Source organism: Serratia sp. CY74737, from assembly GCF_052166775.1.
In the GTDB taxonomy this organism is placed as follows: Bacteria; Pseudomonadota; Gammaproteobacteria; order Enterobacterales; family Enterobacteriaceae; genus Serratia; species Serratia ureilytica.
On record NZ_JBJNOF010000004.1, the window covers coordinates 137,933 to 158,061 of the forward strand.

General features: G+C 62.9%; 24 protein-coding genes. 11 read left to right on the forward strand and 13 right to left on the reverse strand.

The annotated features are described in order from the left end of the window. Position 1: 1 nt before the first annotated feature. Entirely contained in the window at positions 2-910 is a 909-nt protein-coding gene (locus ACJ8PE_RS06830) for a DMT family transporter (protein WP_404769003.1), read from the reverse strand. A gap of 136 nt (positions 911-1,046) precedes the next feature. On the opposite strand from ACJ8PE_RS06830, the gene ACJ8PE_RS06835 reads away from it, so the two are divergent. Then, entirely contained in the window at positions 1,047-1,481 is a 435-nt protein-coding gene (locus ACJ8PE_RS06835; RefSeq protein WP_089196777.1) for an Lrp/AsnC family transcriptional regulator, read from the forward strand. Here ACJ8PE_RS06835 and dinG read toward each other — a convergent pair whose 3' ends face one another. The 4 genes from dinG to ACJ8PE_RS06855 all read right to left on the reverse strand — a co-directional run bounded on the left by dinG (position 1,482) and on the right by ACJ8PE_RS06855 (position 5,241). Beyond that, positions 1,482-3,680 (reverse strand): ATP-dependent DNA helicase DinG, encoded by a 2,199-nt coding sequence (gene dinG, locus ACJ8PE_RS06840; RefSeq protein WP_046896922.1) that lies wholly within the window; start codon positions 3,678-3,680, stop codon positions 1,482-1,484. Positions 3,681-3,746: 66 nt separating this feature from the next. Continuing rightward, positions 3,747-4,139: a tautomerase family protein gene (locus ACJ8PE_RS06845; protein ID WP_197793154.1), complete on the reverse strand. Its 393-nt coding sequence runs from the start codon at positions 4,137-4,139 to the stop codon at positions 3,747-3,749. Further along, positions 4,129-4,461, reverse strand: a complete 333-nt coding sequence (locus ACJ8PE_RS06850) for a carboxymuconolactone decarboxylase family protein (RefSeq protein ID WP_197793155.1) — start codon at positions 4,459-4,461, stop codon at positions 4,129-4,131. Before ACJ8PE_RS06850 ends, ACJ8PE_RS06845 begins: the two co-directional genes overlap by 11 nt. A 123-nt stretch (positions 4,462-4,584) precedes the next feature. Beyond that, positions 4,585-5,241: a glutathione S-transferase family protein gene (locus ACJ8PE_RS06855; protein ID WP_197760104.1), complete on the reverse strand. Its 657-nt coding sequence runs from the start codon at positions 5,239-5,241 to the stop codon at positions 4,585-4,587. A gap of 240 nt (positions 5,242-5,481) precedes the next feature. Here ACJ8PE_RS06855 and ompC point away from each other — a divergent pair, with 240 nt between their 5' ends. The 3 genes from ompC (at position 5,482) to ACJ8PE_RS06870 (ending at position 8,453) form a co-directional block, all read left to right on the forward strand. Next, positions 5,482-6,579, forward strand: a complete 1,098-nt coding sequence (gene ompC, locus ACJ8PE_RS06860; RefSeq protein WP_033650535.1) for a porin OmpC — start codon at positions 5,482-5,484, stop codon at positions 6,577-6,579. 179 nt (positions 6,580-6,758) lie between these two features. Next, a complete protein-coding gene (locus tag ACJ8PE_RS06865; RefSeq protein ID WP_197793156.1) occupies positions 6,759-7,607 on the forward strand; it encodes a GNAT family N-acetyltransferase in 849 nt (282 codons plus the stop codon). A 15-nt stretch (positions 7,608-7,622) separates the two neighbouring features. Then, positions 7,623-8,453 (forward strand): 5'-nucleotidase, lipoprotein e(P4) family, encoded by an 831-nt coding sequence (locus tag ACJ8PE_RS06870; RefSeq protein ID WP_197751784.1) that lies wholly within the window; start codon positions 7,623-7,625, stop codon positions 8,451-8,453. A gap of 3 nt (positions 8,454-8,456) precedes the next feature. Here the strand turns inward: ACJ8PE_RS06870 and ACJ8PE_RS06875 are convergent, their stop codons facing one another. The 3 genes from ACJ8PE_RS06875 to ACJ8PE_RS06885 all read right to left on the reverse strand — a co-directional run bounded on the left by ACJ8PE_RS06875 (position 8,457) and on the right by ACJ8PE_RS06885 (position 11,136). Continuing rightward, positions 8,457-8,975, reverse strand: coding sequence for a GNAT family N-acetyltransferase (locus ACJ8PE_RS06875; protein ID WP_033642367.1), 519 nt, complete (start codon positions 8,973-8,975; stop codon positions 8,457-8,459). Between the two features lie 2 nt (positions 8,976-8,977). Next, positions 8,978-9,547 carry a helix-turn-helix domain-containing protein gene (locus ACJ8PE_RS06880; RefSeq protein WP_442536732.1) on the reverse strand — a complete coding sequence of 190 codons (570 nt, stop codon included), beginning with the start codon at positions 9,545-9,547 and terminating at the stop codon, positions 8,978-8,980. 134 nt (positions 9,548-9,681) lie between these two features. Further along, positions 9,682-11,136 (reverse strand): MFS transporter, encoded by a 1,455-nt coding sequence (locus ACJ8PE_RS06885; RefSeq protein WP_197793157.1) that lies wholly within the window; start codon positions 11,134-11,136, stop codon positions 9,682-9,684. A 103-nt stretch (positions 11,137-11,239) separates the two neighbouring features. Between ACJ8PE_RS06885 and ACJ8PE_RS06890 the strand changes: the two genes are divergently transcribed. From ACJ8PE_RS06890 to ACJ8PE_RS06905, 4 genes are all read left to right on the forward strand, one after another. Beyond that, the gene (locus ACJ8PE_RS06890) at positions 11,240-11,893 is read left to right on the forward strand and encodes a helix-turn-helix transcriptional regulator (RefSeq protein ID WP_033642364.1); all 654 of its coding nucleotides are present in this window, start codon (positions 11,240-11,242) and stop codon (positions 11,891-11,893) included. Positions 11,894-12,070: 177 nt separating this feature from the next. Further along, a complete protein-coding gene (locus tag ACJ8PE_RS06895) occupies positions 12,071-12,565 on the forward strand; it encodes a DUF2878 domain-containing protein (RefSeq protein ID WP_197793158.1) in 495 nt (164 codons plus the stop codon). A gap of 107 nt (positions 12,566-12,672) precedes the next feature. After that, positions 12,673-13,596: a drug/metabolite exporter YedA gene (gene yedA / locus ACJ8PE_RS06900; RefSeq protein WP_442536733.1), complete on the forward strand. Its 924-nt coding sequence runs from the start codon at positions 12,673-12,675 to the stop codon at positions 13,594-13,596. A 103-nt stretch (positions 13,597-13,699) separates the two neighbouring features. Next, positions 13,700-13,876: a hypothetical protein gene (locus tag ACJ8PE_RS06905; RefSeq protein WP_004939348.1), complete on the forward strand. Its 177-nt coding sequence runs from the start codon at positions 13,700-13,702 to the stop codon at positions 13,874-13,876. On the opposite strand, the gene ACJ8PE_RS06910 is transcribed toward ACJ8PE_RS06905, so the two are convergent. After that, positions 13,864-14,775, reverse strand: a complete 912-nt coding sequence (locus ACJ8PE_RS06910) for a LysR family transcriptional regulator (RefSeq protein WP_047572204.1) — start codon at positions 14,773-14,775, stop codon at positions 13,864-13,866. The genes ACJ8PE_RS06905 and ACJ8PE_RS06910 overlap by 13 nt on opposite strands. A 98-nt stretch (positions 14,776-14,873) precedes the next feature. Between ACJ8PE_RS06910 and ACJ8PE_RS06915 the strand changes: the two genes are divergently transcribed. The 3 genes from ACJ8PE_RS06915 to ACJ8PE_RS06925 all read left to right on the forward strand — a co-directional run bounded on the left by ACJ8PE_RS06915 (position 14,874) and on the right by ACJ8PE_RS06925 (position 16,445). After that, positions 14,874-15,239 carry a DUF6516 family protein gene (locus ACJ8PE_RS06915; protein ID WP_004939355.1) on the forward strand — a complete coding sequence of 122 codons (366 nt, stop codon included), beginning with the start codon at positions 14,874-14,876 and terminating at the stop codon, positions 15,237-15,239. Continuing rightward, the gene (locus ACJ8PE_RS06920) at positions 15,239-15,619 is read left to right on the forward strand and encodes an HVO_A0114 family putative DNA-binding protein (RefSeq protein ID WP_004939357.1); all 381 of its coding nucleotides are present in this window, start codon (positions 15,239-15,241) and stop codon (positions 15,617-15,619) included. Before ACJ8PE_RS06915 ends, ACJ8PE_RS06920 begins: the two co-directional genes overlap by 1 nt. A 106-nt stretch (positions 15,620-15,725) precedes the next feature. After that, on the forward strand, positions 15,726-16,445 hold the full coding sequence (locus ACJ8PE_RS06925; RefSeq protein ID WP_116286529.1) for an SDR family oxidoreductase: 720 nt from the start codon (positions 15,726-15,728) through the stop codon (positions 16,443-16,445). Positions 16,446-16,451: 6 nt separating this feature from the next. Here the strand turns inward: ACJ8PE_RS06925 and ACJ8PE_RS06930 are convergent, their stop codons facing one another. From ACJ8PE_RS06930 to ACJ8PE_RS06945, 4 genes are read right to left on the reverse strand one after another with little or no spacing between them, the layout of a single operon-like run. Then, positions 16,452-17,213: a phosphate/phosphite/phosphonate ABC transporter substrate-binding protein gene (locus ACJ8PE_RS06930; RefSeq protein WP_080273377.1), complete on the reverse strand. Its 762-nt coding sequence runs from the start codon at positions 17,211-17,213 to the stop codon at positions 16,452-16,454. Positions 17,214-17,241: 28 nt separating this feature from the next. Continuing rightward, positions 17,242-18,015 carry an ABC transporter permease gene (locus ACJ8PE_RS06935; protein WP_404769002.1) on the reverse strand — a complete coding sequence of 258 codons (774 nt, stop codon included), beginning with the start codon at positions 18,013-18,015 and terminating at the stop codon, positions 17,242-17,244. Further along, positions 18,012-18,947 (reverse strand): ABC transporter ATP-binding protein, encoded by a 936-nt coding sequence (locus ACJ8PE_RS06940; protein ID WP_047572208.1) that lies wholly within the window; start codon positions 18,945-18,947, stop codon positions 18,012-18,014. Before ACJ8PE_RS06940 ends, ACJ8PE_RS06935 begins: the two co-directional genes overlap by 4 nt. Next, complete coding sequence (locus ACJ8PE_RS06945; protein ID WP_072628081.1) at positions 18,944-20,104, reverse strand: ABC transporter permease; 1,161 nt, start codon at positions 20,102-20,104, stop codon at positions 18,944-18,946. Before ACJ8PE_RS06945 ends, ACJ8PE_RS06940 begins: the two co-directional genes overlap by 4 nt. Between the last annotated feature and the right edge of the window lie 25 nt (positions 20,105-20,129).

The window sequence follows — 20,129 nt, forward strand, 5'->3', positions numbered from 1 at the left end:
ATCAGCCGGCGCGCCGGCCGTCCGAGGCCGGCAGCAGTCGCGCTCGCCGCTCGCCCAGCAGGTTCATGCCCGCCGCCGCCAGCAGGATGATCGCCGTCCCCAGCAGTTGCCATGCCGACAGCCGGTGGCCAAACGCCAGGCGATCCACCAGCATGGCGGCGATCGGGTAGATGAACGACAGCGAGCCGATCAGGTGGGTCGGCAGCTTCTGCAGGGCGCCGTACATCAGCACGTACATCAGGCCGGTATGCAACACGCCGAGCGTCGCCAGCATCCCCCACTGCCCCACGCTGGCCGACGCATGAAAATCCACCAGCGGCAGCAGCATCACCGCCCCCACCGTTACCTGGATCAGCGCAATAAGATGGGGCGGCGTGCCCTTCAGCCGCTTGGCCGCCAGCGCCATCAGGGCGTAGAAAAACGCCGCGCCGAGCGCCAGCGCGATGCCCGCCAGATAATGGCTCTGCTCCCCCGCCTGCCGCGGCTGCGCCAGCACCACCAGCATCATGCCGCCGAACGCCAAGCCCAGCCACAGCAGCTTGCGGGCGGACAGCCGTTCCCCCAGAAACAGCGCCCCCAGCCCCACCAGCATAAACGGCTGGGTGTTGTACACCGCGGTGGCGATGGAGATAGAGGCATAGGAATAGGCGGCGAACAGCAGCAGCCAGTTGATCACCAGCGCGACGCCGCCGGCGATCGCCAGCAGCAGCGTGGCGCGCGTCAGCGCATCGCGGCGCAGCTGGCCCAGCGCGCCGCACACCGCCAGCAGCACCAGCGCCCCCACCGCGCAGCGCCAAAACACCACGTTGATAACCGGCTGGCCGGACATCAGCACAAACCAGCCGATGGAGCCGGAAATCAGCATCGCCGCCGCCATCTCCAGCGAGCCGCGTTTTATCTCTGCATTCATTCTGCGTTCCTCAAAGCTTGCCCAGAGGCATAGCTTGCGGCTTCGCAGGGAGGCTTTCCATAGCATAAAAAAGGCAGATATGCTTAACTGCCTTTTTCTCGCAGCTACAATCAAGAAAACACCTAACGGAGGCGTTATGGATGATATCGATCGCCAAATCCTGACCATTCTGGCGGAAGATGCGCGCGCATCGTTGAAGACGCTGAGCGCGCAGGTGGGCCTGTCGTCGCCGAGCACCTCGGAAAGACTGCGGCGGCTGGAGGAAAGCGGCGTGATCCAGGGCTATACCCTGAACGTCAATCTGCAGGCGGTGGGTTACGCCTTTCAGTCGCTGGTGCGCATCAAGCCGCTGCCGGGCATGCTGAAGAAGGTCGAACAGCTGATTCAGACGATCCCGGAAGTGGTCGAATGCGATAAGGTGACCGGCGAAGACTGCTTTATCGTGCGGCTGGTGGCGCACTCGATGGAACAGCTCGACCACACCCTCGATCGGCTGGCCGAGCACGCGCAGAGCAACACCTCGATCGTGAAAACCACGCCGGTCAAGCGCCGCCTGCCGCCGCTGCTCTGATCAACGCCGCCGTTTGCGGGCGAACGGGTTGCCGCGCTTCTTCTCTTTTTTAGTCGCGTCGGCGGCGGATTTCAGCGCCGCCAGATGCGCCTTGTCGGCCTCCGGCACCGCGCGCTGCTCAATCGGGAACACCGGCAACGACGCCAACAGCCGCGAACCGTAGTTTTTGGTCAACAGCCGGCGATCGTAGATCACGATCTCGCCGTAACATTGGTTGCTGCGGATCAGGCGGCCGACCTGCTGGATCAGGTTGAACGAGGCGCTCGGCAGGCTCTGCACTTCGAACGGATAACGCTTCAGCGATTTCAGCCACTCGCCTTCGGTGATGATCACCGGGCTGTCGATCGGCGGAAACGCGATTTTGTGAATATGCACCTGGGTCAGCAGTTCGCCTTTCAGATCCAGCCCTTCGGCGAACGATTGCAGCCCCACCAGCACGCTGGCGACGCCCTTCTCCACCCGCTTGCGGTGCTCTTCCACCAGCCGGTAGCGCGGCTGGTCGCCCTGCACCAGCAGCATCAGCCGCAGATCGGTCACGTAGCTGAGGAAAGTCTGCATCGCCCGGTGGCTGCTGAACAGGATCAGCATGCCTTTGTGCTTGCCGCTCGCCTGCTCGGCGCGGAAAAACCGCGCCATTTCCTCAAGGTGCTCCGCCTCATTGGCGAGCGCCGGTTCATAGCGCATCTGCGGAATGACAATCTTGCCCTGTTCGACGTGATTGAACGGCGATGAGAGCGTTTCGAAGCGATCGCCGGCCTTCTCGCTCAGCCCGCTCATCTCTTGCAAACGCGCGAAGCTGTTCAGTGAACGCAGCGTGGCCGAGGTGACCACCACGTGCGGCACCTTGCGCCACAGCAGCTTTTCCAGCTGATCGCTGACGCGAATGCCGACGCAGTGCAAATACAGATGGGTGACGTTATCGCGCAGTTCGCGCGTGACCCATTTGGAGATCGGCGCGTTGGACGACTTGTCGAGCGCCGCCAGCCGCCACAGCTTGCTCATCGCCTCCAGATAGCCCAGCGTGCGGCTCATCTGAATGATCGAGCGGTGCAGACGCATGATGTCGTGCTTGCCGGTCTGTTCGGTAAGATCGTTAAGCACGAACTCCGCCAGCCCGCGCAGCGCATCGGTCAGTTTGAACAGCCGTGCGCAGCTCTCCACCATCTCCGCGGGCAGCTCGCCCATTTCAAAACGGTGCTCGGCCGCCACGCTATCGCCGGGCAGATAGGCGCTGACCTGATGCTCGAAGATCTGCACCAGCTCGCGTAGCTCCTCGCAATGGTTTTTCAGCCGTTCGCTGTTGGCCAGCCCCGGCGGGTTCTTCGGCCGGTACTGCGTCATGCACTGTTCGACCTGGCGCACGATCATGTCCAGCTGCAGGTTGGTCGACAGCGCAGTGATTTCCCCGTCGATCTCCAGCGCATCGCGCGCCACCTCCGGCAAATGGTGGCCTTCGTCCAGCACCAGCAGCAGCTCTTTCGGGTTCGGCAGCACCGATTCCGTCTCCAGCGCCGCCATCACCAGCGCGTGGTTGGCCACCACCACGTCGGCGCTCTCGATCTCTTTGCGGGCGATATAGAACGGGCATTCGCGAATGTAGTGACAGTTGCGCCCCAGACAGTTGGCCTTGTCGGTGCTCAGCTTGGCCCACAGCGGATCGTCGATGCTCTGCTGATAGTGATCGCGCAGCCCATCCCACTCAAAGCGGGCCAGCGCCTTGGTCAGTTTCTGACACAGCGCCTGCTCTTCACCGCTGGACGGCGCCAGCTCGTCGTCGAGAAACAGCGTCAGATCGCCCTGTTGGCTAACGTCGGTGCTCATCGCCGCCAGGTTGCGCGGGCAGACGTAACGCCCGCGGCCAAAGGCGCCGGTGAATTTCAGATCGGGAATAATCTTCTTCAGCAGCGGCAAATCCTTGCTGTAGATCTGATCCTGCAGCGCCACGTTGGCGGTGCTGACCACCAGCGGTTTGCTCTCCGCCCGCCCGACGGCGATGCCCGGTATCAGGTAAGACAGCGTTTTGCCGACGCCGGTCGGCGCCTCGATCGCCAGATGGCGCGGGTAGTCGCCGGCCAGCGTCTTCGCCACCTCGGCGATCATCTGACGCTGGGGCGCGCGGGAAATGAAATCCGGTATTTGCTGCTGCAGGGCTTTGTACCACTGGCCAATCTGATCTTTAACTGCGGAGGAGAGCGCCATTCAACTCTTATCTAAACGAAATGATGGCGCTATTGTCCCACAGACCGCCGGCGGCGTCAGCCCGAGTTACGCCTGCGGATCGATCATCGAGGCGCGTCCGGCGCCGAACGACCATTCGTCCAACTGGGTGGTGGCGATCACCACCATCACATCCTCGGGGTTCAGCCGCAGGTTCTCCGCCAGCAGCGTCGCCAACCGCCGGTAAAAACGCCGCTTGGTGTCGCTGTCGCGCGGCCGCCCGGCGGTGATGTAAAACAGCACGAAATCCGCGCTGCGCGGCCCGCCGAGATAATCGCGATCGTAGATAAGCTCACCGGGGCGGTATTGATCGATCGCCTGAAACCTGTCCGCCGGCGGCACCTCGAAGGCCTCCACCAGCGCCTGATGCAGGCTGTCGGACAAGGTTTGCAGGTAGTCGGTGGATTTGCCCTGATGCAGGGCGATGCGGCTAAACGGCATGGGGCGCCTCCGGTTCCAGCTCGCGCAAGCGCGCCACGGCCGACGACGCCGCGGGCCAGCCGGCGTAAAACGCCAGATGGGTGATGAGCTCAGCCAGCTGCTGATGCGCCACGCCGTTGCGCTGCGCCAGCTGCAGGTGAAACGGCAGTTGCTCCAGGCGGTTGAGCGCCACCAGCGCGGCGACGGTGATCAAGCTGCGCTCGCGCGGGCTCAGTTCTGGCCGCTGCCAGACATCGTCAAACAAGACGCTGTCGCTGAGCTGCGCCAGCTTGGGGGCGATATCGCCGAACGCCTGTTGTCCGGCCCGGGATTCTGATTGCATCACACTCTCCTGTCAGTTGCAGATAGCCTTACGCTACCCGCCGACGAGGCGTGTGAAAATCGGGATTTTCGGCAGTCTCGGTTCAGAAAAACGGGAGGGTTCCCCGCCGACGGCGGGGAGATATTACGATTCCAGCGGCGCAACGCCGTCGAAATGGGCGCTCAGCAGCGCATTCAGCTCCGGCCGCTGCTCCACCCGTTCGGCGATGGCGTAAAGCCGCGGGCAGTGTTGCCGGAACCACGCGCGCCCCGGCCGCCAGTTGCACATCACCGCCACGTACAGGTCCAGCGCGCTGAAGCTCTTGCCGAGAAACCACGGGCCGGCGGCGCCGGCGGCGGCGTTCAACTGCCGCAATAAACGCTCGCGATAGCTCATCACTGCGTTTTTCAGCTGTTCCGCCCCTTCCGTTTTCGGCTGCCAGCGCTGCGGATGGTCGGCGTAGGTGAAAGTGGGATAAATCTCCGCGTTGATGAACAACAGCCAGCGCAAAAAGCGCGGCAACAGCGGCGAGCCGCCGGGCGGCGCCAATTCGGCGTGCGGCGCGCGATCGTGCAGCAGCAGGATAATCGCCGCGCTCTCCGTCATCACTTCGTCATCAGGCAGCACCAGAGTGGGGACCTGGCCGAGCGGGTTCAACGCCAACAGGCGATCCCGATCCGGGCCCTCCTGGGTGTAATCCACTTCCTCGTAGCCCCAGGGGAACGCGGTCAGCACCAACGCGGCGGCCACGATGGTCGAGCCACACCCCTGCGTACCGAACAATGTATAAGTATCGTGCATGATTCCTCCGGAAACCGATCAGGCTATCGGTAACTGTAGACCAGCCGCCGACCGTCGGTTGCAGAAAAAATTCACCCTTTGCGCGACTTTTTTAATCGTTCGACATGAAAATGAATTTTTTGTCATAAATAGATCACATTACTACGGTAAAAATTCTCCGCCGCCAACAACCGGACGGCACAGTAAAGCAGCAATGCAACTGATGATAGCGTCTTTTAATCGAATAAAGCAGGGTAACCCATGAAACGTAATCTTCTGGCCGTTATTATTCCGGCACTTTTACTTGCGCAAGCGGCACAGGCAGCAGAAATCTACAATAAAGACGGCAACAAACTCGATTTTTACGGTCGTGTGAAAGCCCTGCATTATTTCTCCGATGATGCCGGCAACGATGGCGATAAAACCTACGTCCGTATCGGCTTTAAAGGCGCCACCCAGATTAATGACATGCTGACCGGTTACGGCCAGTGGGAATATCAGATCGCCGCTAACCATTCTGAATCCGACGGCACCAAAGACACTAAAACGCGTCTGGGCTTCGCCGGTCTGAAATATAAAGACCTCGGTTCTTTCGACTACGGTCGCAACTACGGCATTATTTACGACGTCGGCGCCTGGACGGATATGCTGCCTGAATTCGGCGACGACGCGTACGTCAAAACCGACAACTTCATGAACGGCCGCACCAACGGCGTCGCCACCTACCGCAATAACAACTTCTTCGGTCTGGTCGACGGCCTGAAATTCGCCGTCCAGTATCAGGGCAAGAACGAAAACGACGGCCGCTCCGCCAGCAAGGCTAACGGCGACGGCTGGGGTCTTTCCTCCAGCTATGAAATCATCGACGGCCTGAGCGTGGGCGCCGCCTATGCCTCTTCCAACCGCACCGCCAGTCAGAAAGCGGGCACCTTCGGTAAAGGCGACAAGGCCGATATCTGGGCCGCCGGTCTGAAGTATGACAACAACGATGTCTACCTGGCCGCGACCTACTCGGAAAGCCGCAACATCGCGCCAATTTCCGGCACCGCCACCATCAATAACCGCTCCACTTCCGTCAGCGGCTTCGCCAATAAAGCCGAAGGCCTGGAACTGGTTGCGCAATATCAGTTCGACTTCGGTCTGCGTCCATCGCTGGGCTACGTTCAGCAGAAGGGCAAAGATATTGAAGGCATCGGCGATGCCGACCTGGTGAAATATATCGACGTCGGCGCGTACTACTATTTCAACAAGAACATGTCGACCTATGTGGATTATAAAATCAACCAGCTCGACAGCAATAATAAGCTGGGTCTGAAAGACGACAACGTGATTGCCGTCGCCCTGACCTATCAGTTCTGATGTGATGAATGAATAACCACCACTGCAAACTTTAGCGTCACTTGATACCCAGAGTTTTATTTCGCCGGGCGGCTGCGTCCGGCTTTTTTGTTTTTATTTTCCCCGTCGGCGAATGCCCCCGCTTGCCTTGCCAAACAAACGGGTCTACATGTATAGCTTTCCCCCGAGCGGAATCAGCCATGCATAACGACGGTCGGTTTAACTATCACAACGCCGTGCGCTACAGCAGCGACGAACTGGCGAACATCCTCAACCACTGTTTTGAAAACTACATCGTGCGTTTCGTCCTCGACGGGCCGACCTTCGCCGCCCGCTTCGGCGCCGAAGATCTCAGCCTGAACGACAGCCTGATCGTCACCCATCGCAATGAACCGGTGGCGGTGGCGCTGATCGCCCGCCGCGGCCGGCACAGCCGGATCGCGGCCTTTTCCGTACGCCCCGAGATGCGCGGCCAGGGGCTGGGTAAGGCGCTGATGCAACGGGTAGTAGCGGATGCCCGTCAGCGCGGCGATCATCGGCTGTCGCTGGAAGTGATCGAAGGCAACGAAGCCGCGCTGGCGCTGTACCACCGCGCCGGGCTGCGCATCGTGCGCACCCTGACCGGCCATCAGGCGCCGGCGGCCGTGCCGCCAGGCAAGGCGGTGCTGCAGGCGTTCGATCCGCTGACCGTCAGCCATCGCCTGACGGCGGAAGGCGCCACCGACCTGCCCTGGCTGATCGCCCCCGAATCGCTGTTCAAACTGCCGGGCAAACCGCGCGCTTATACCCTCGAACGCCAAGCCTATGCCGTGGTGATGCCCGGCGCCGAGCACTGCTGGCTGCGCCTGATCTACGTGCCGCCGCAGCATCGCGGTCAGGGGCATGCCCGCGCCTTGCTGGCCGCTCTGCAAGCGCAGTTCGCCCCTTTGCCGCTGACCGCCAACGTTTTTGTGCCCGAGGTGGCCGCCCCCTTCTTTACGCATCTTGGCTGGCGGCAGGATCCCCTGCGTCAGTTCGAGATGGATATGCTGCTGGACAGTCCACAATAAAAAAGAGAGATAACAATGGCAGGAAAACAGGTACGCACACTCACCCTCGGCGCGGCGATGGGCGTCACGCTGCTGGCCTTGACCGGTTGCGCGCAGCCGCCGCACGCCGACGCGCAGGCCCAGCAGCGGTTGGCGGATCAATCGGTGCTGGCGGTCAACTGGTTCCAACAGTCCGGCGAATACCAGGCGCTGGCGCATCAGGCGTTCAACAGCGCGCAGCGCGCCTTCGATCAGGCCAGGGCCGCGCCAGGCCGTAAAAAGGCGGTGGTGGTCGATCTGGATGAAACCATGCTGGATAACAGCGCCTACTCCGGCTGGCAGGCGCAGCAGGGCAGACCGTACGACGGCGCGACTTGGGCCAAATGGACGCAGGCCGAACAGGCCGCCGCGGTGCCGGGCGCAGTGGCGTTCGCCCGCTATGTTAACGCCCATCAGGGGACCATGTTCTACGTGTCGAACCGTAAACAGAGCGACTACGCCGCCACGGTGGCCAACATGCAGAAGCTCGGTTTCACCGGCCTGTCGGCAAAAACCGTGCTGCTCAGCACCGACACCGCCAATAAACAGGCGCGCTTCGACGCCATCAAACAAGCCGGCTATGACATCGTGGTGTACGCGGGCGACAACCTGAACGACTTCGGCGCCGCGACTTACCACCAGGACAATGCGCAGCGCCGGGCGTTCGTCAGCGAGAACCAGGCCAAGTTCGGCACCGAATTCATCGTGCTGCCCAACCCGATGTACGGCGACTGGGAAAGCGGCCTGGCTCGCGACTACAACAAGCTGACGCCGCAGCAAAAGCTGCAGGTGCGCCAGCAGGCGATCAAAGCCTGGCGCGGGCGCTAACCCTCACAGCAGTTTGTACATATAGCAGGTGGCCTCCAACGCCCCGCCGTCGCTGGCGCGGGCGTATTGCGGGATGTCGCCCGCCGCCTCGAACCCCAATTGACGGTACAGCCCCTGCGCCGCGCTGCCGCTCAGGGTATCCAGTACTAACAGGCTGCGGCGATGACGCGCCGCCAGCGCCTGCACTTCCTGCATCAACAGCCGGGCGACGCCCTGCCGCCGCGCCTGCGGGTGTACCATCAGCTTGACCACTTCCGCCCGGTGGCGGCCGTTGTCCGGCATCGCCAACAGCAGCTGCACGGTGCCGACCGGCCGGCCGTTCGCGAGCGCCACCAGCATCGCACGCTCTCCCCGCGCGATGGCCGGCAGCAACCCCTGCCAAAACGCCTGCGCCTGCGTCAGCGTGAAAGGCATGACAAAACCGATGCTGGCGCCGTGCGCCACGCTGGCGTGCAGCATTTCGGCCAATTCGGCAATGGCGCTTTGCGCCGCGCCGGCGTCCCACTGTTGCAATTCGATCATGGCTATGGCCTGCAGATAACGAGGGTGTAATGGGCCGGCTCATCGCCGGGAACATGGAAACGGGAGGCGCCGAACAGGCGGTAGCGCAGGCAGTCGCCGGATGATAACCGGAAAACGCGCCCTTCCAGCGTCAACTCCAGCTGCCCGGACAGCAGCCAGAGATGGTGCTCCAGCGCCGGAATCGACGGCAGGTCGTAATCGATCTGCGCGCCGGCATCAAGCCGGGCTTCGATAAATTCAGCCTTATACAACGCAGCGGGGGGAGAAACGGAGCGACGGTGAAAACCGCTGGCGCGATCGACCCACACCGGTTGCTGCTGCGGCAGCAACAGCTCCGGCGGCTCGTCTTCGATCTCGCTCAGCAGGCGCGACATGGTCAACCCATAGGCGGCGCACAGCCGGTTCAGCAACGACGCCGTCGGGCTGGTCTCGGCGCGCTCCACCCGCGAGAGCGTCGCCCGACTGAGGCCGGTGCGCTGCGCCAGCTCCTCCAGCGACCACGCCCGTTGCTGGCGCAAATCCGCCAGCCGCTGCGCCAACCTCAGGTCGGCATTGTCCAGACCGTTATCCACCGTTCACACTCCGCTTGAAAATCCCATATAAGAGAAATAATCTCAAATTAGAGATATAGCAAGCGAATTTTAACAATGTCGCGCAGGAATAACGCCAGGATCACCGCAAACATCGCCGAATGAGGAGAAGCGTTCTAGCACTCGCGCGAGGACGGATTGGGTACAAAATTGCCCGTCTCGGCGGCCGGCGGCGCGATCGCGGCGCAGCGCCAGGCGCTGAATACCGCCAGCAGCGGCGCCAGCGCGAACGCCAGGAACAGCCAACGCGCCGCCGATGCCGCGCCCGCCGCGCCGCCCGGATCGTTCAGCCCCGCCAGGTTGGCGATCATCCCCGCCAGCGCCGCGCCGAATGCGGTGGCGAACAGCTGCACCGTGGTGATCGAGGCGCCGGCGATGTCTTTGTCCGCTTCAGGCGCCACCTGCAAAATGCGCGTCAGCAGATGCGGCCAGCCGAAGCCGATGCCGAATCCCACCAGCGACAACGCGATGACGATCGGGGTCAGCGCCTGCCAGTGACCGCCGGAGGGCGTCGGCATCAGGATCGCCAGCGCCAGCAGGCCCACCAGCACGAACAGCGGCCCGCTGACGATCGCCCGGCGAATGCCCGCCCCGCGCCAGCCGGAACTGAGGATTTCGGACAACGTCCAGCCGGCGGCCATGGTCGCGGCGATATAGCCGGAGATCAGCGGCGACTGGCCGTGCAGCAACTGCAGGAAATAGGGCACGAAGATTTCGCTGGTCATGCCGATCACCAGCAACGACACCGTAATATAGAGCGCCGCCAACGATGAGCCGCGCCGCAGCGCACCGTGCGGCAACAGGCGCGCGAGCGAGCGCGCCTCGCGCTTCATCAGCCAGGCCATCAGCGCCAGCGAAAGCGCGATGCCCGCCAGGTTGATCCAGACGCTGTGCGCCAGGCTGCCGGCGGACACCACCAGCACCGCCACGGTCAGCAACAGCAGCTGCGCGGTCGGCAGCGGCGCGGCCGCCTGCTGCGCCTGGCCCTTGGGCAGGATCAGGAAGGTAAACGCGGCGTACAGCGCCATGATCGGCAGCAGAATGCCGAAGGCCCAACGCCAGGCGTGCAACTCGGCGAAAATGCCGCCTACCGCCGGGCCGACCAGCGTGGCGATGCCCCACATTGCCGAGATAAGCGCCATGGCGCGCGGCCACAATCGCTGCTCGAACACCAGATTGATCATCGCGTAGGAGAGCGCAAAGATCAGCCCGCCGCCGAACCCCTGCACCGTGCGGCCGATCAGCATCACCGGCATGCTCGGCGCCAGCGCGCACAGCCCCGCTCCGGCGATGAAAAACAGCGAAGCGACCAGATAGGCGTTGCGCGCGCCGTAGCCGCTGAGCAAGCGGGCCGACAGCGCGGAGCCGAGGATCGACGCCACCACGAACAGCGTGGTGTTCCAGGCATAGAGATCCAGACCGCCGATATCCTGCACCACCGAGGGCAGAATGGTGGTGGCGACCAGAATATTGATGGCATGCAGCGCCACGCCAAGCGAGAGCGCGATCGCACTGGCCGCATTTTTGCCGGAGAAAAGGTCGCTCCAGCGGCTATCATCATGGGTTATCACGGTTGTTGTCCTGTTTTCAGAGGAATGGCATTGAGTTGGTCATGAGATTGCGTTAAATTTAACAAGAGTTATCTTGGAATAAGTTAGGACGAGGCGGAGAAATATGTCAAGAATAAACTTGGAAAATGGCGGCAGCACCGCACAATCGGTCAGTGACCGTTTGCTGACGCTATTGAAGACCCGCGGCCCGCAGCAAGCCTCAGACGCAGGAAAAGTGCTCGGCACCACCGGTGAAGCGGCCCGCCAGCAGTTCGTCAAGCTGGCGAAAGAGGGGCTGGTCGAAGCGATCGCGGAAACGCGCGGCGTGGGCCGCCCGGTGCAGCTGTGGCATTTGACTGCCGCCGGTAACGCACGCTTTCCGGACACCCATGCGGATCTGACGGTGCAGCTGCTGCGCACCGTGCGCGACAAGCTGGGTGAACAGGCGATCGACCTGCTGATCGAGACCCGTGAGCAGGAAAACCGCATCAACTACAAGCAGGCGATGATCGGCGCCACCGATCTGCGCGAACGCGTGGCGCGTCTCACCGAGATCCGCTGCCGCGAAGGGTATATGGCCGAATGGCGTCAGGAGGAAGACGGCGCCTATCTGCTGGTGGAAAACCACTGCCCGATCTGCGCCGCCGCCACCGTCTGCCAGGGCTTCTGCCGCGCTGAGCTGAGCATCTTCACCGAAGTGCTGCAGGCGCAGGTGGAGCGCGCCGAACACATTCTGGCCGGCTCTCGCCGCTGCGCCTACCGGATTTCTCTCTTGTAACACCGTTTTTTGCCCGCGTTTTCAACCGGTACAGATTATTCTGCTTGTGCACCCCGCACCTTCCCTTCTAAGGTTGAATTATCGAATATTCAGGCAAACAACGGGCCCCGCGCCCGTTCTGACACCTCCGTCGGCGCGCTGCGCACGGCGGCAGAGTAACCCCACGGGAGTTGAACGATGAAGAAGCCGCATGCCGGATTCTGGCTGGCGACGCTGGGGCTGGGCGTCTGCTGGCTGCTGGCGCTGCTGACTCGCGATCGGCTCAACGGCATACTGCTGGCCGGTGCGGCGCTGGCGCTGATCTTTACCCCCGCCGCTCGCCGCAAGGGCGCCGCCCTGGCCGCCTTGGGCGGCATCGGCATGGATGGTCTGTGGAGCTACAGCGGCGTGCTGCATTACAGCGGGCAACACGGCCTGCCGCTCTGGACCATCGCGCTGTGGATCGGCTTCGGCTGCTGGTGGTATTGGCTATTGGACGTGGTCAGAGCGGCGCCCTGGCCGCTGGCGGTATTGGGCGCCGCCCTCGGCCCCTTCGCCTACGCCGTGTCCTGGAAACTGGACGCCCTGCTGCCCGGCGTGCCGCCGGAGTTCATGCTGCTGCTGCTGGCCATCGGCTGGTCGATTTATCTGCCGGCCGTCAGTTGGCTGCTGTGGAAACAGCAAGGCCATTGACGGCTTTCGGCCGCCGGAAAAATAATGCCGCAGGCCATTGCTTATCGGTTGCCCGATCGGGTTTACTGAGCATTCTAATAATAATCATTCCCGCAAAATACAATCCTATGCTTAGCCAACAAAGCCGTAGCGTCCTGCCGTTGATCGGGGCGTTGTTCACGTTATATATCGTTTGGGGTTCCACCTATTTCGTCATTCGTCTGGGCGTCGAACAGTGGCCGCCGCTGATGATGGCCGGGATTCGCTTTCTGCTAGCCGGCATCGTGTTGTTCAGTTTCCTGGCCTGGCGCGGCCACGCGCTGCCGACGCCGAAGCAGTGGCTGGCCGCCGGCGCCATCGGCATTCTGCTGCTGGCGGTGGGCAACGGCCTGGTGACGGTGGCGGAACACCAACACGTGCCGTCCGGCATCGCGGCGGTGATGGTGGCGACGGTGCCGCTGTTCACCCTCTGCTTCAGCCTACTGTGGGGCATGCGCAATACCAAGCTGGAATGGGCCGGCATCGCGTTCGGGTTGGTGGGCATCGTGCTGCTTAATACCGGCAACAACCTGGTGGGCAATCCGACCGGCGCGCTGCTGATTTTGCTGGCGTCGGCCAGTTGGGCCTTCGGATCGGTGTTGGGATCGCGCATCTCGCTGCCGGCCGGGCCGATGGCCGGCGCGGCGGAGATGCTGGTCGCCGGCGTGGTGTTATTGGCAGCCAGCCAGCTGAGCGGCGAGCGCCTCGTTCAGATGCCGAGCACCGGCGGCTTTCTGGCGCTGGGCTATCTGATCGTCTTCGGTTCGATGCTGGCGATCAGCGCCTATATGTTCTTGTTGAAGAACGTGCGCCCGGCGGTCGCCACCAGCTATGCCTACGTCAACCCGGTAGTGGCGGTGCTGCTCGGTATCGGTTTTGCCGGTGAATCGCTGGCGCCGCGCGAGTGGCTGGCGCTGGTGATCATCGTTGCGGCGGTGGTGCTGGTGACGCTGGGAAAATACCTGTTCGCCCGCCCGGCCAACGTACAGGCCATCGACTGCGAACGGCGATGATCACAAAGGGCGGTCTGCGGGCCGCCGTTAAAAACGATTCTTGTTTCACCCGGCGAAGGGGCTATAATTCCCGCTGTTCCAAGCAACCTGCGAAATTATTCCTATGCTGAAAAAAGCGTTCGTCATCGTCATCGCCCTGTGCGCCTTCGGTTCTCTGGGCGGCGTATTCCTCGCCGGGCTGAACATCTACACCCGTTCCACCACCCCGCACGAAGAAAGCGCGCCTGCCGGGGATACCGCCGCCACGCCGGCGCAAACCGAAACCCTTCAGGCCAAGTGATCGTCCATCCAACGCTGGCAGCGCTGCTGTAAAAAGCGCTGCAGCTGCCTGACGCGTTCCGACACCTGCGAACGATGCGGGCAGACCAGATTGATCGGCACCGCGTCGCTGCGCCATTCCGGCAACAGTTGCACCAGCCGCCCGGCGTGAATGTCGGCCACCACGTCGATCGCCGACTTGCGCACCACTCCGTGCCCCGCCAGCGCCCAGCGCCGCGCCACCTCGCCGTCATCGGTAAAATAGCTGCCGTTCAGCGGCACTTCGACCCCCTCCTCACCGCGCCACAGCCGCCATTCCACCTGCCGTTTGCCGCTGGGCTGATACACCAGAATGCTGTGCCGAACCAGATCGGCCGGCGTTTGCGGCGCGCCGTGACGCCGCAGGTAATCCGGGCTGGCGCAGATCAACCGCCGATGCTGCGGCAAGATCGGCAGCGCCACCAGCGAAGAGTCGGCCAGCGGCCCGAAGCGCAACGCCACGTCTACCGGTTCGCGGAACAGGTCGGCCTGCCGATCGTTGATCAGAAGCTGCAGCTGAATATGCGGATGCTGCAGGCGGAACTCATCCAGCCAGCAGAGCAGCAAATTGCGGCCAAAATCCGACGGCGCGGAAATCTGCAGCACCCCGGACAGCCCCTGATGCTTCTCGCGGATCGCCTGCTCTCCTTCGGCTAACGCGCCCAGTGCCAGGCGCGCGCTGTCGAGATAGCGAGCCCCCTCCTCCGTTAACCTCAGGCTGCGGGTGGAGCGCACCAGCAGCCGCGCGCCCAACTGCTGCTCCAGCCTTTTCACCGCAATGCTGGCCGCCGCCGGCGTCATGTCCAGCGCGCGCGCCGCGGCGGAAAAACTGCCGCCGTCCACCGTACGGACAAACACCTCGAGATCGACAAATGAGGTCATGTATTTCCCTTCTTAGAGAGCCGGATTCACGGCGTATCGGATTGACGATAAAACGCCCAACAGTTATGATTAAATCATAATAAATGGAGCTTTGATCAATGGATGAACACAACGGACTGGACTACATCCTTAGCCTGCATGGCACGCGGGTCAATCGTGAGGATGGCTATTGGTGGAAAATCGAGGCTTGGACGGTGACCCAAACGGCCTTTATCCCTCACGGCATCCGTTACAATTTGACCTTGCATGATAACCACAATACCCGGGTTTTTGGCATAGACAACGCGCATGCCATTAAAACACCCCGCAAAGGTAAATTTTCGGGCCGCGTCGTTTACGATCACCAACATGACTCCCCGACGGACAAAGGCTCACCCTACGAGTTTCATTCCGCCTATCAGTTGGTGGAAGATTTTTTTACCCGGATAGACGAAGTCATACGCAAGAGAGAAAACCGAGGTTGATGATGAAAGCACTGATTGGCGTGATGCCTGAAGAACTGATTCGCAAGCGCACACTGGCGATCGCAAAAGGGGAATACCAGCCACAGGAACGTGAGCCCAAAGTGTGGTTTACGTCAATGATTGCGCTGGCCCAGGTGCTCAGCAACGAGAATATTGCCCTGCTGCGTCTGATCGACACTGCCCGCCCCGAGACCATCAGCCAGTTGGCCGAACTGTCGGGGCGCCAGGTCAGCAATCTGTCCACCACGCTGAAAACGCTGAGCGGGCACGGCCTGGTGGCACTGGAAAAACAGGGGCGTTCAGTGAAACCTCGAGCGCTGTTTACCGATTTCGAAATCATCGTGGATCAGAAGCTAAACGCCCGCTTTAGCGCCGCATGATCTTTAAAAAATATTAATAAGAGTTTGTCAGCAAGGCCGATTGTTAGGTGATTTTCAATCAGGAAAGATAGATCCCGTTGAAACTTACCTAAAAAGAGGCCTTAACATGACAATTCCTGACTCCCCCCTGAAACGACAAAAGCTGGTGATCCTGGGCGGCACCAGCGGCATTGGCGCCGCGGTGGCCTACGCAGCGGCGGCGCGCGGCGCTGAAGTGGTGCTGGCTTCGCGCCGCCTTCCCCACGCCGGGGAGAAAAACGACGCACTGCATCTGATGCAGGCCGATCTGACCGATGAAGCGTCGCTGCATGCGCTGTTTGCCGCCGTCGGCGCTTTCGACCATCTGGTGATCACCGCCGGGCCGCTGGTGCAGGCGAAACCGCTGGCGGAGACTGCTTTTGAGCAGGCGCAGGCCGACTTCAACGTCAAATTCTGGGGCAGCTTGCGCGCGGTGCAGGCCGCGCTGCCGACGCTGGCGCCGCAGGGCTCCATCACCCTGACCTCCGGCCAGCTGTCGCGCAAATACCTCGGCGGTCAGTTGATCAAAACCGGCATCAACGCCGCGCTGGAAGCGGTCGGTAAACAGCTGGCGAAGGAACTGGCGCCGCGGCGGGTGAACGTGGTCAGCCCCGGCATCACCGCCACCGAAGCCTACGACGGCATGGGCGCCGCGCAGCGTCAGGCGCTGTTCGAGCGCGTGAGCGTCAGTCTACCGGTCGGCCGGATCGGCCAGGCGGCCGACGTCGCAGCGGGTTACCTGCTGGCGATGGAGAACGGTTTCGTCACCGGCAGCGTGATCGATATCGACGGCGGCGGCCTGCTGTAACGGCGGCTAGAGCGCCGTTACGCCCTGTGCGGCTGCCTGCTGCTCCAGCACGGTGATAATCTGATAAGCCGAGCGCGGCACCAGGCTGAAATCGCCGATCAGCAGGCGGTCGCTGACCGCCTCATCCAGCATCGCTCGGGCGCCGGCGCGCAGGATGTCCACCTGTTCCGGCGGCGTGCCGGCTGCGGTGATCAGCGGCAAACCCGGCACCGCCGCCGTGCGGCCAATGATTTTCAGCCCCTCCAGCGCCTGCGGCTGCGCGCGGCGCAGCAGTTCCATGCTGATGGAATCGATGGCGGCGATATCCGCCTGCCCGCTGCGGATCAGTTTCAGCGACTGATAATGCGCCCCGGAGGCGATAGCCGCACCGAAGAATTTCCCGTCCTGCGCCAGCGGCGCGATCAGCGCGCGCAAGCCGTTGTAGCCGGACTGGGAATCGGTGCTGTTATACGCCACCGTACGGCCGCGAAAATCCGCCAGCCGTTCGCCGGAGTCGCCCGCGCGCACCACCAGCCAGCTGCGGTAATTAGGCCCGTCGCACCCTTCCACCCGATAATGATAGGTTCCGATCAGCTGCACCTGCGGCAGGCTGCTGACCAACGGATAACCACAGGTTTGGCTGAGCAAGAGATCCTCGCGCCGCCAATGCTGCGCCAAATCGTCCGGCCAACTGAGCCGTTCCGGCGCCGCCGGCAGCCCCAGCCGCAGCAGCTTGCCGCGCAAGACCTGCCAGAAAGCGTCGGCCTGCTCCCGGCCAACGCCGTACATCGGTAGAGACACCTGCATCATTTCCCCCTTACCCCGCCGGAGTGGCCGCCAGCGTCTGCTGACGCCAGGCGGTGAGATAACGCACCCAACGTTCGAACAGCATATCGGTGATAATAGCCAACAACGCCACAACCGCCGCGCCCTGGATCACATAGGCGGTGTTAAACCCGGTTAGGCCGATGATGATCGGCGAACCGAGCGTTTTGGTACCGACGGTGGAAGCGATGGCCGCCGTGCCGATGTTGATGATCACCGACGTGCGGATCCCGGCGACAATCACCGGCGCCGCCAGCGGCAGTTCAACCCGCCACAGTATTTGCCAGGCGCTCATCCCCACGCCGCGGGCGATCTCGCGCGTGGCGGGCGGCACCGATTCGATGCCCGCCAGCGTGCCCTGCAGGATCGGCAGCAAGCCGTACAGCACCAGCGCGATGATCGCCGGCTGCTCGCTGAAGCCCATCACCGGCACCGCCACCGCCAACACCGCCACCGGCGGGAAGGTCTGCCCCACCGCCACCACCGTTTCCAGCAGCGAACGAAACTCCCGGCCGCCGCGTCGGGTCACGGCGACGCCCGCCGCCACGCCGAGAACCACCGCAATCAGGCTGGAGATCGCCACCAGCGACAGGTGCGCCCCCACCAGCGCGATAAAGCTGTCCTGCTGATAAATGGGCCGGTCCAGATCGGGGAACCAGGCGGCAAACAGGCCGCGCAGATGATCCATGCCGAACACCAGCGCCAACAGCAGCGCCAGCGTCCAGGGCAGCGGATCGCGCAGCAGGCGCCAGAGACGCCCGCTCATGACAGCGCCTGCCCGGCGATCAGATCGTGGAAGTGCAAAACCCCCAACGCTTCGCCCCGTTCATCCACCACCGGCAGGCAGTCGCTGCCGCGCGCCACGAACACCGACAGCGCCTCGCGCAGGCTCATGGCAGCGGCGATCGGTTCGCCCCCGGCGACACCGGGCCGCACCCGCTCCGCCACCGTCCCCAGCGACAGCAGCTTGATGCCGCGATCGCTGCGCCCGAAGAAGTCACGCACGAAGTCGTTGGCCGGGGCGGTCAACAGCGTCAGCGGCGTGCCCTGTTGCACCACCCGCCCCTGATCGAGCAGCACCAGACGATCCGCCAGGCTCAACGCCTCGTCGATGTCGTGCGTCACCAGCACAATGGTACGGCCCGAGATCTGATGAATGCGCGCGATTTCCGCCTGCAGCGCCGCGCGGGTGACCGGATCCAACGCGCCGAACGGTTCGTCCATCAACAACACCTCGGGATCGGCGGCGAGCGCGCGCGCCACTCCGACCCGCTGCTGCTGCCCGCCGGAAAGCTGGTGCGGATAGCGGCGACGAAACAGATCCGGTTCCAGGTGCAGCAGCTCCAGCAACTCGGTAACCCGATCGCGAATGCGCGCGCGCGGCCATTTCAGCAGCTGCGGCACGGTGGCGATGTTCTCCTCCACCGTCCAATGTGGAAACAGGCCGATCGATTGGATCGCATAACCCATGCGCCGCCGCAGATCCTGCGGTTTAAACGACTGGATCTCTTCGCCGGCAAAGAGAATCTTGCCCCGATCGTGCTCGATCAGGCGGTTGATCATTTTTAATGTCGTGGACTTGCCGGAACCTGAGGTGCCGATCAACACGGTGAATTCGCCCTCGGCGATGTGCAGCGTGAGATCGTCCACCGCCGGCTTGCCCTGAAAAATTTTGCTGACTTGCTCAAAGTGAATCATCGGCGCGATACGTCCAGGATTGAAACCCAAAATTTAAACAGCGAATCGACGATGACCGCCATCATGACCACCGGGATCACCCCCAGCAGAACCAGATCCAGCGCGCTGCTGAGCAGCCCCTGAAACACGATGGCGCCAAAGCCGCCGGCGCCGATCAGCGCCGCCACCACCGCCATGCCGACGGTTTGCACCGCCAGGATGCGCACGCCGGTCAGGAACAGCGGCAACGCCAACGGCAGCTGCACGCGCAGGAAGATCTGCCCGCGCGTCAGCCCCATGCCGGTGGCGGATTCAATCACCCCGGCCGGCACGCTCTGCAGCCCCGCCACCACGCTGCGCACCAACGGCAACAGCGCGTACAGCACCAGCGCCACGATCGCCGGCGCCATGCCGATGCCGCTGACGCCGTGTTCCGCCAGCCAGGGCACCGCCGCCGCCAGCCCCGCCAGCGGCGCGATCAGCAGGCCGAACAGCGCGATGGAAGGCACGGTCTGGATAATGTTCAGCGCGGAGAAGATCGGCCGCTGCCAGCGCTCGGAGCGAAAACACAGCACCCCGAGCGGCACGCCGATCGCCAGCGCCGGCGCCATCGTCGCCAGCAGAATGGTCAGGTGCTGCAGCAGCGCGGCGTCAAACACCTCCTGCCGATTGTGGTACTCCTTCAGCAGCGACAGCTGATCGAGCTGATGGCCGAACAGCAGCAGCGCCGGCGGCACCAGCACCAGCGCGTTGCCGAGCATTCGCCGCAGATGCGACGCGGTGAGGCGCGTCATGGCGTCGGCGGCGATCAGCAGGCTCAGCGCCATCGTCAGCCAGGCACCGCTGCCCCAGGAGGTGCGCGCCAGGCGCGATCCCTCCTGCGCCAGGCGTTCGGCGGCCTGTCCGCCGATCCAAAAGACCAGCGTCAGCACCCCGCAGGCGGCCAGCGCCGTCAACAGCGCACGCCCCCGCGTCGGCGGCAACAGGCTGAGGATCGCCAACGCCGCCAGCGGCAACAGCAGCCACAGCGCCGGGCCGTGCAACAGGGAGAATAAGGACAGGCTTTTACCCGACAGCAGACGATTGGGGGCATAACTGAGGAACGGCAGGCCGAAGGCGGCCAGCAGCAACAGCACGAACAGCGTTAACAATACGCGATGTTTTACGGCAATAGTCAAAGAAACTCTCCGGCGCCATCGGTTT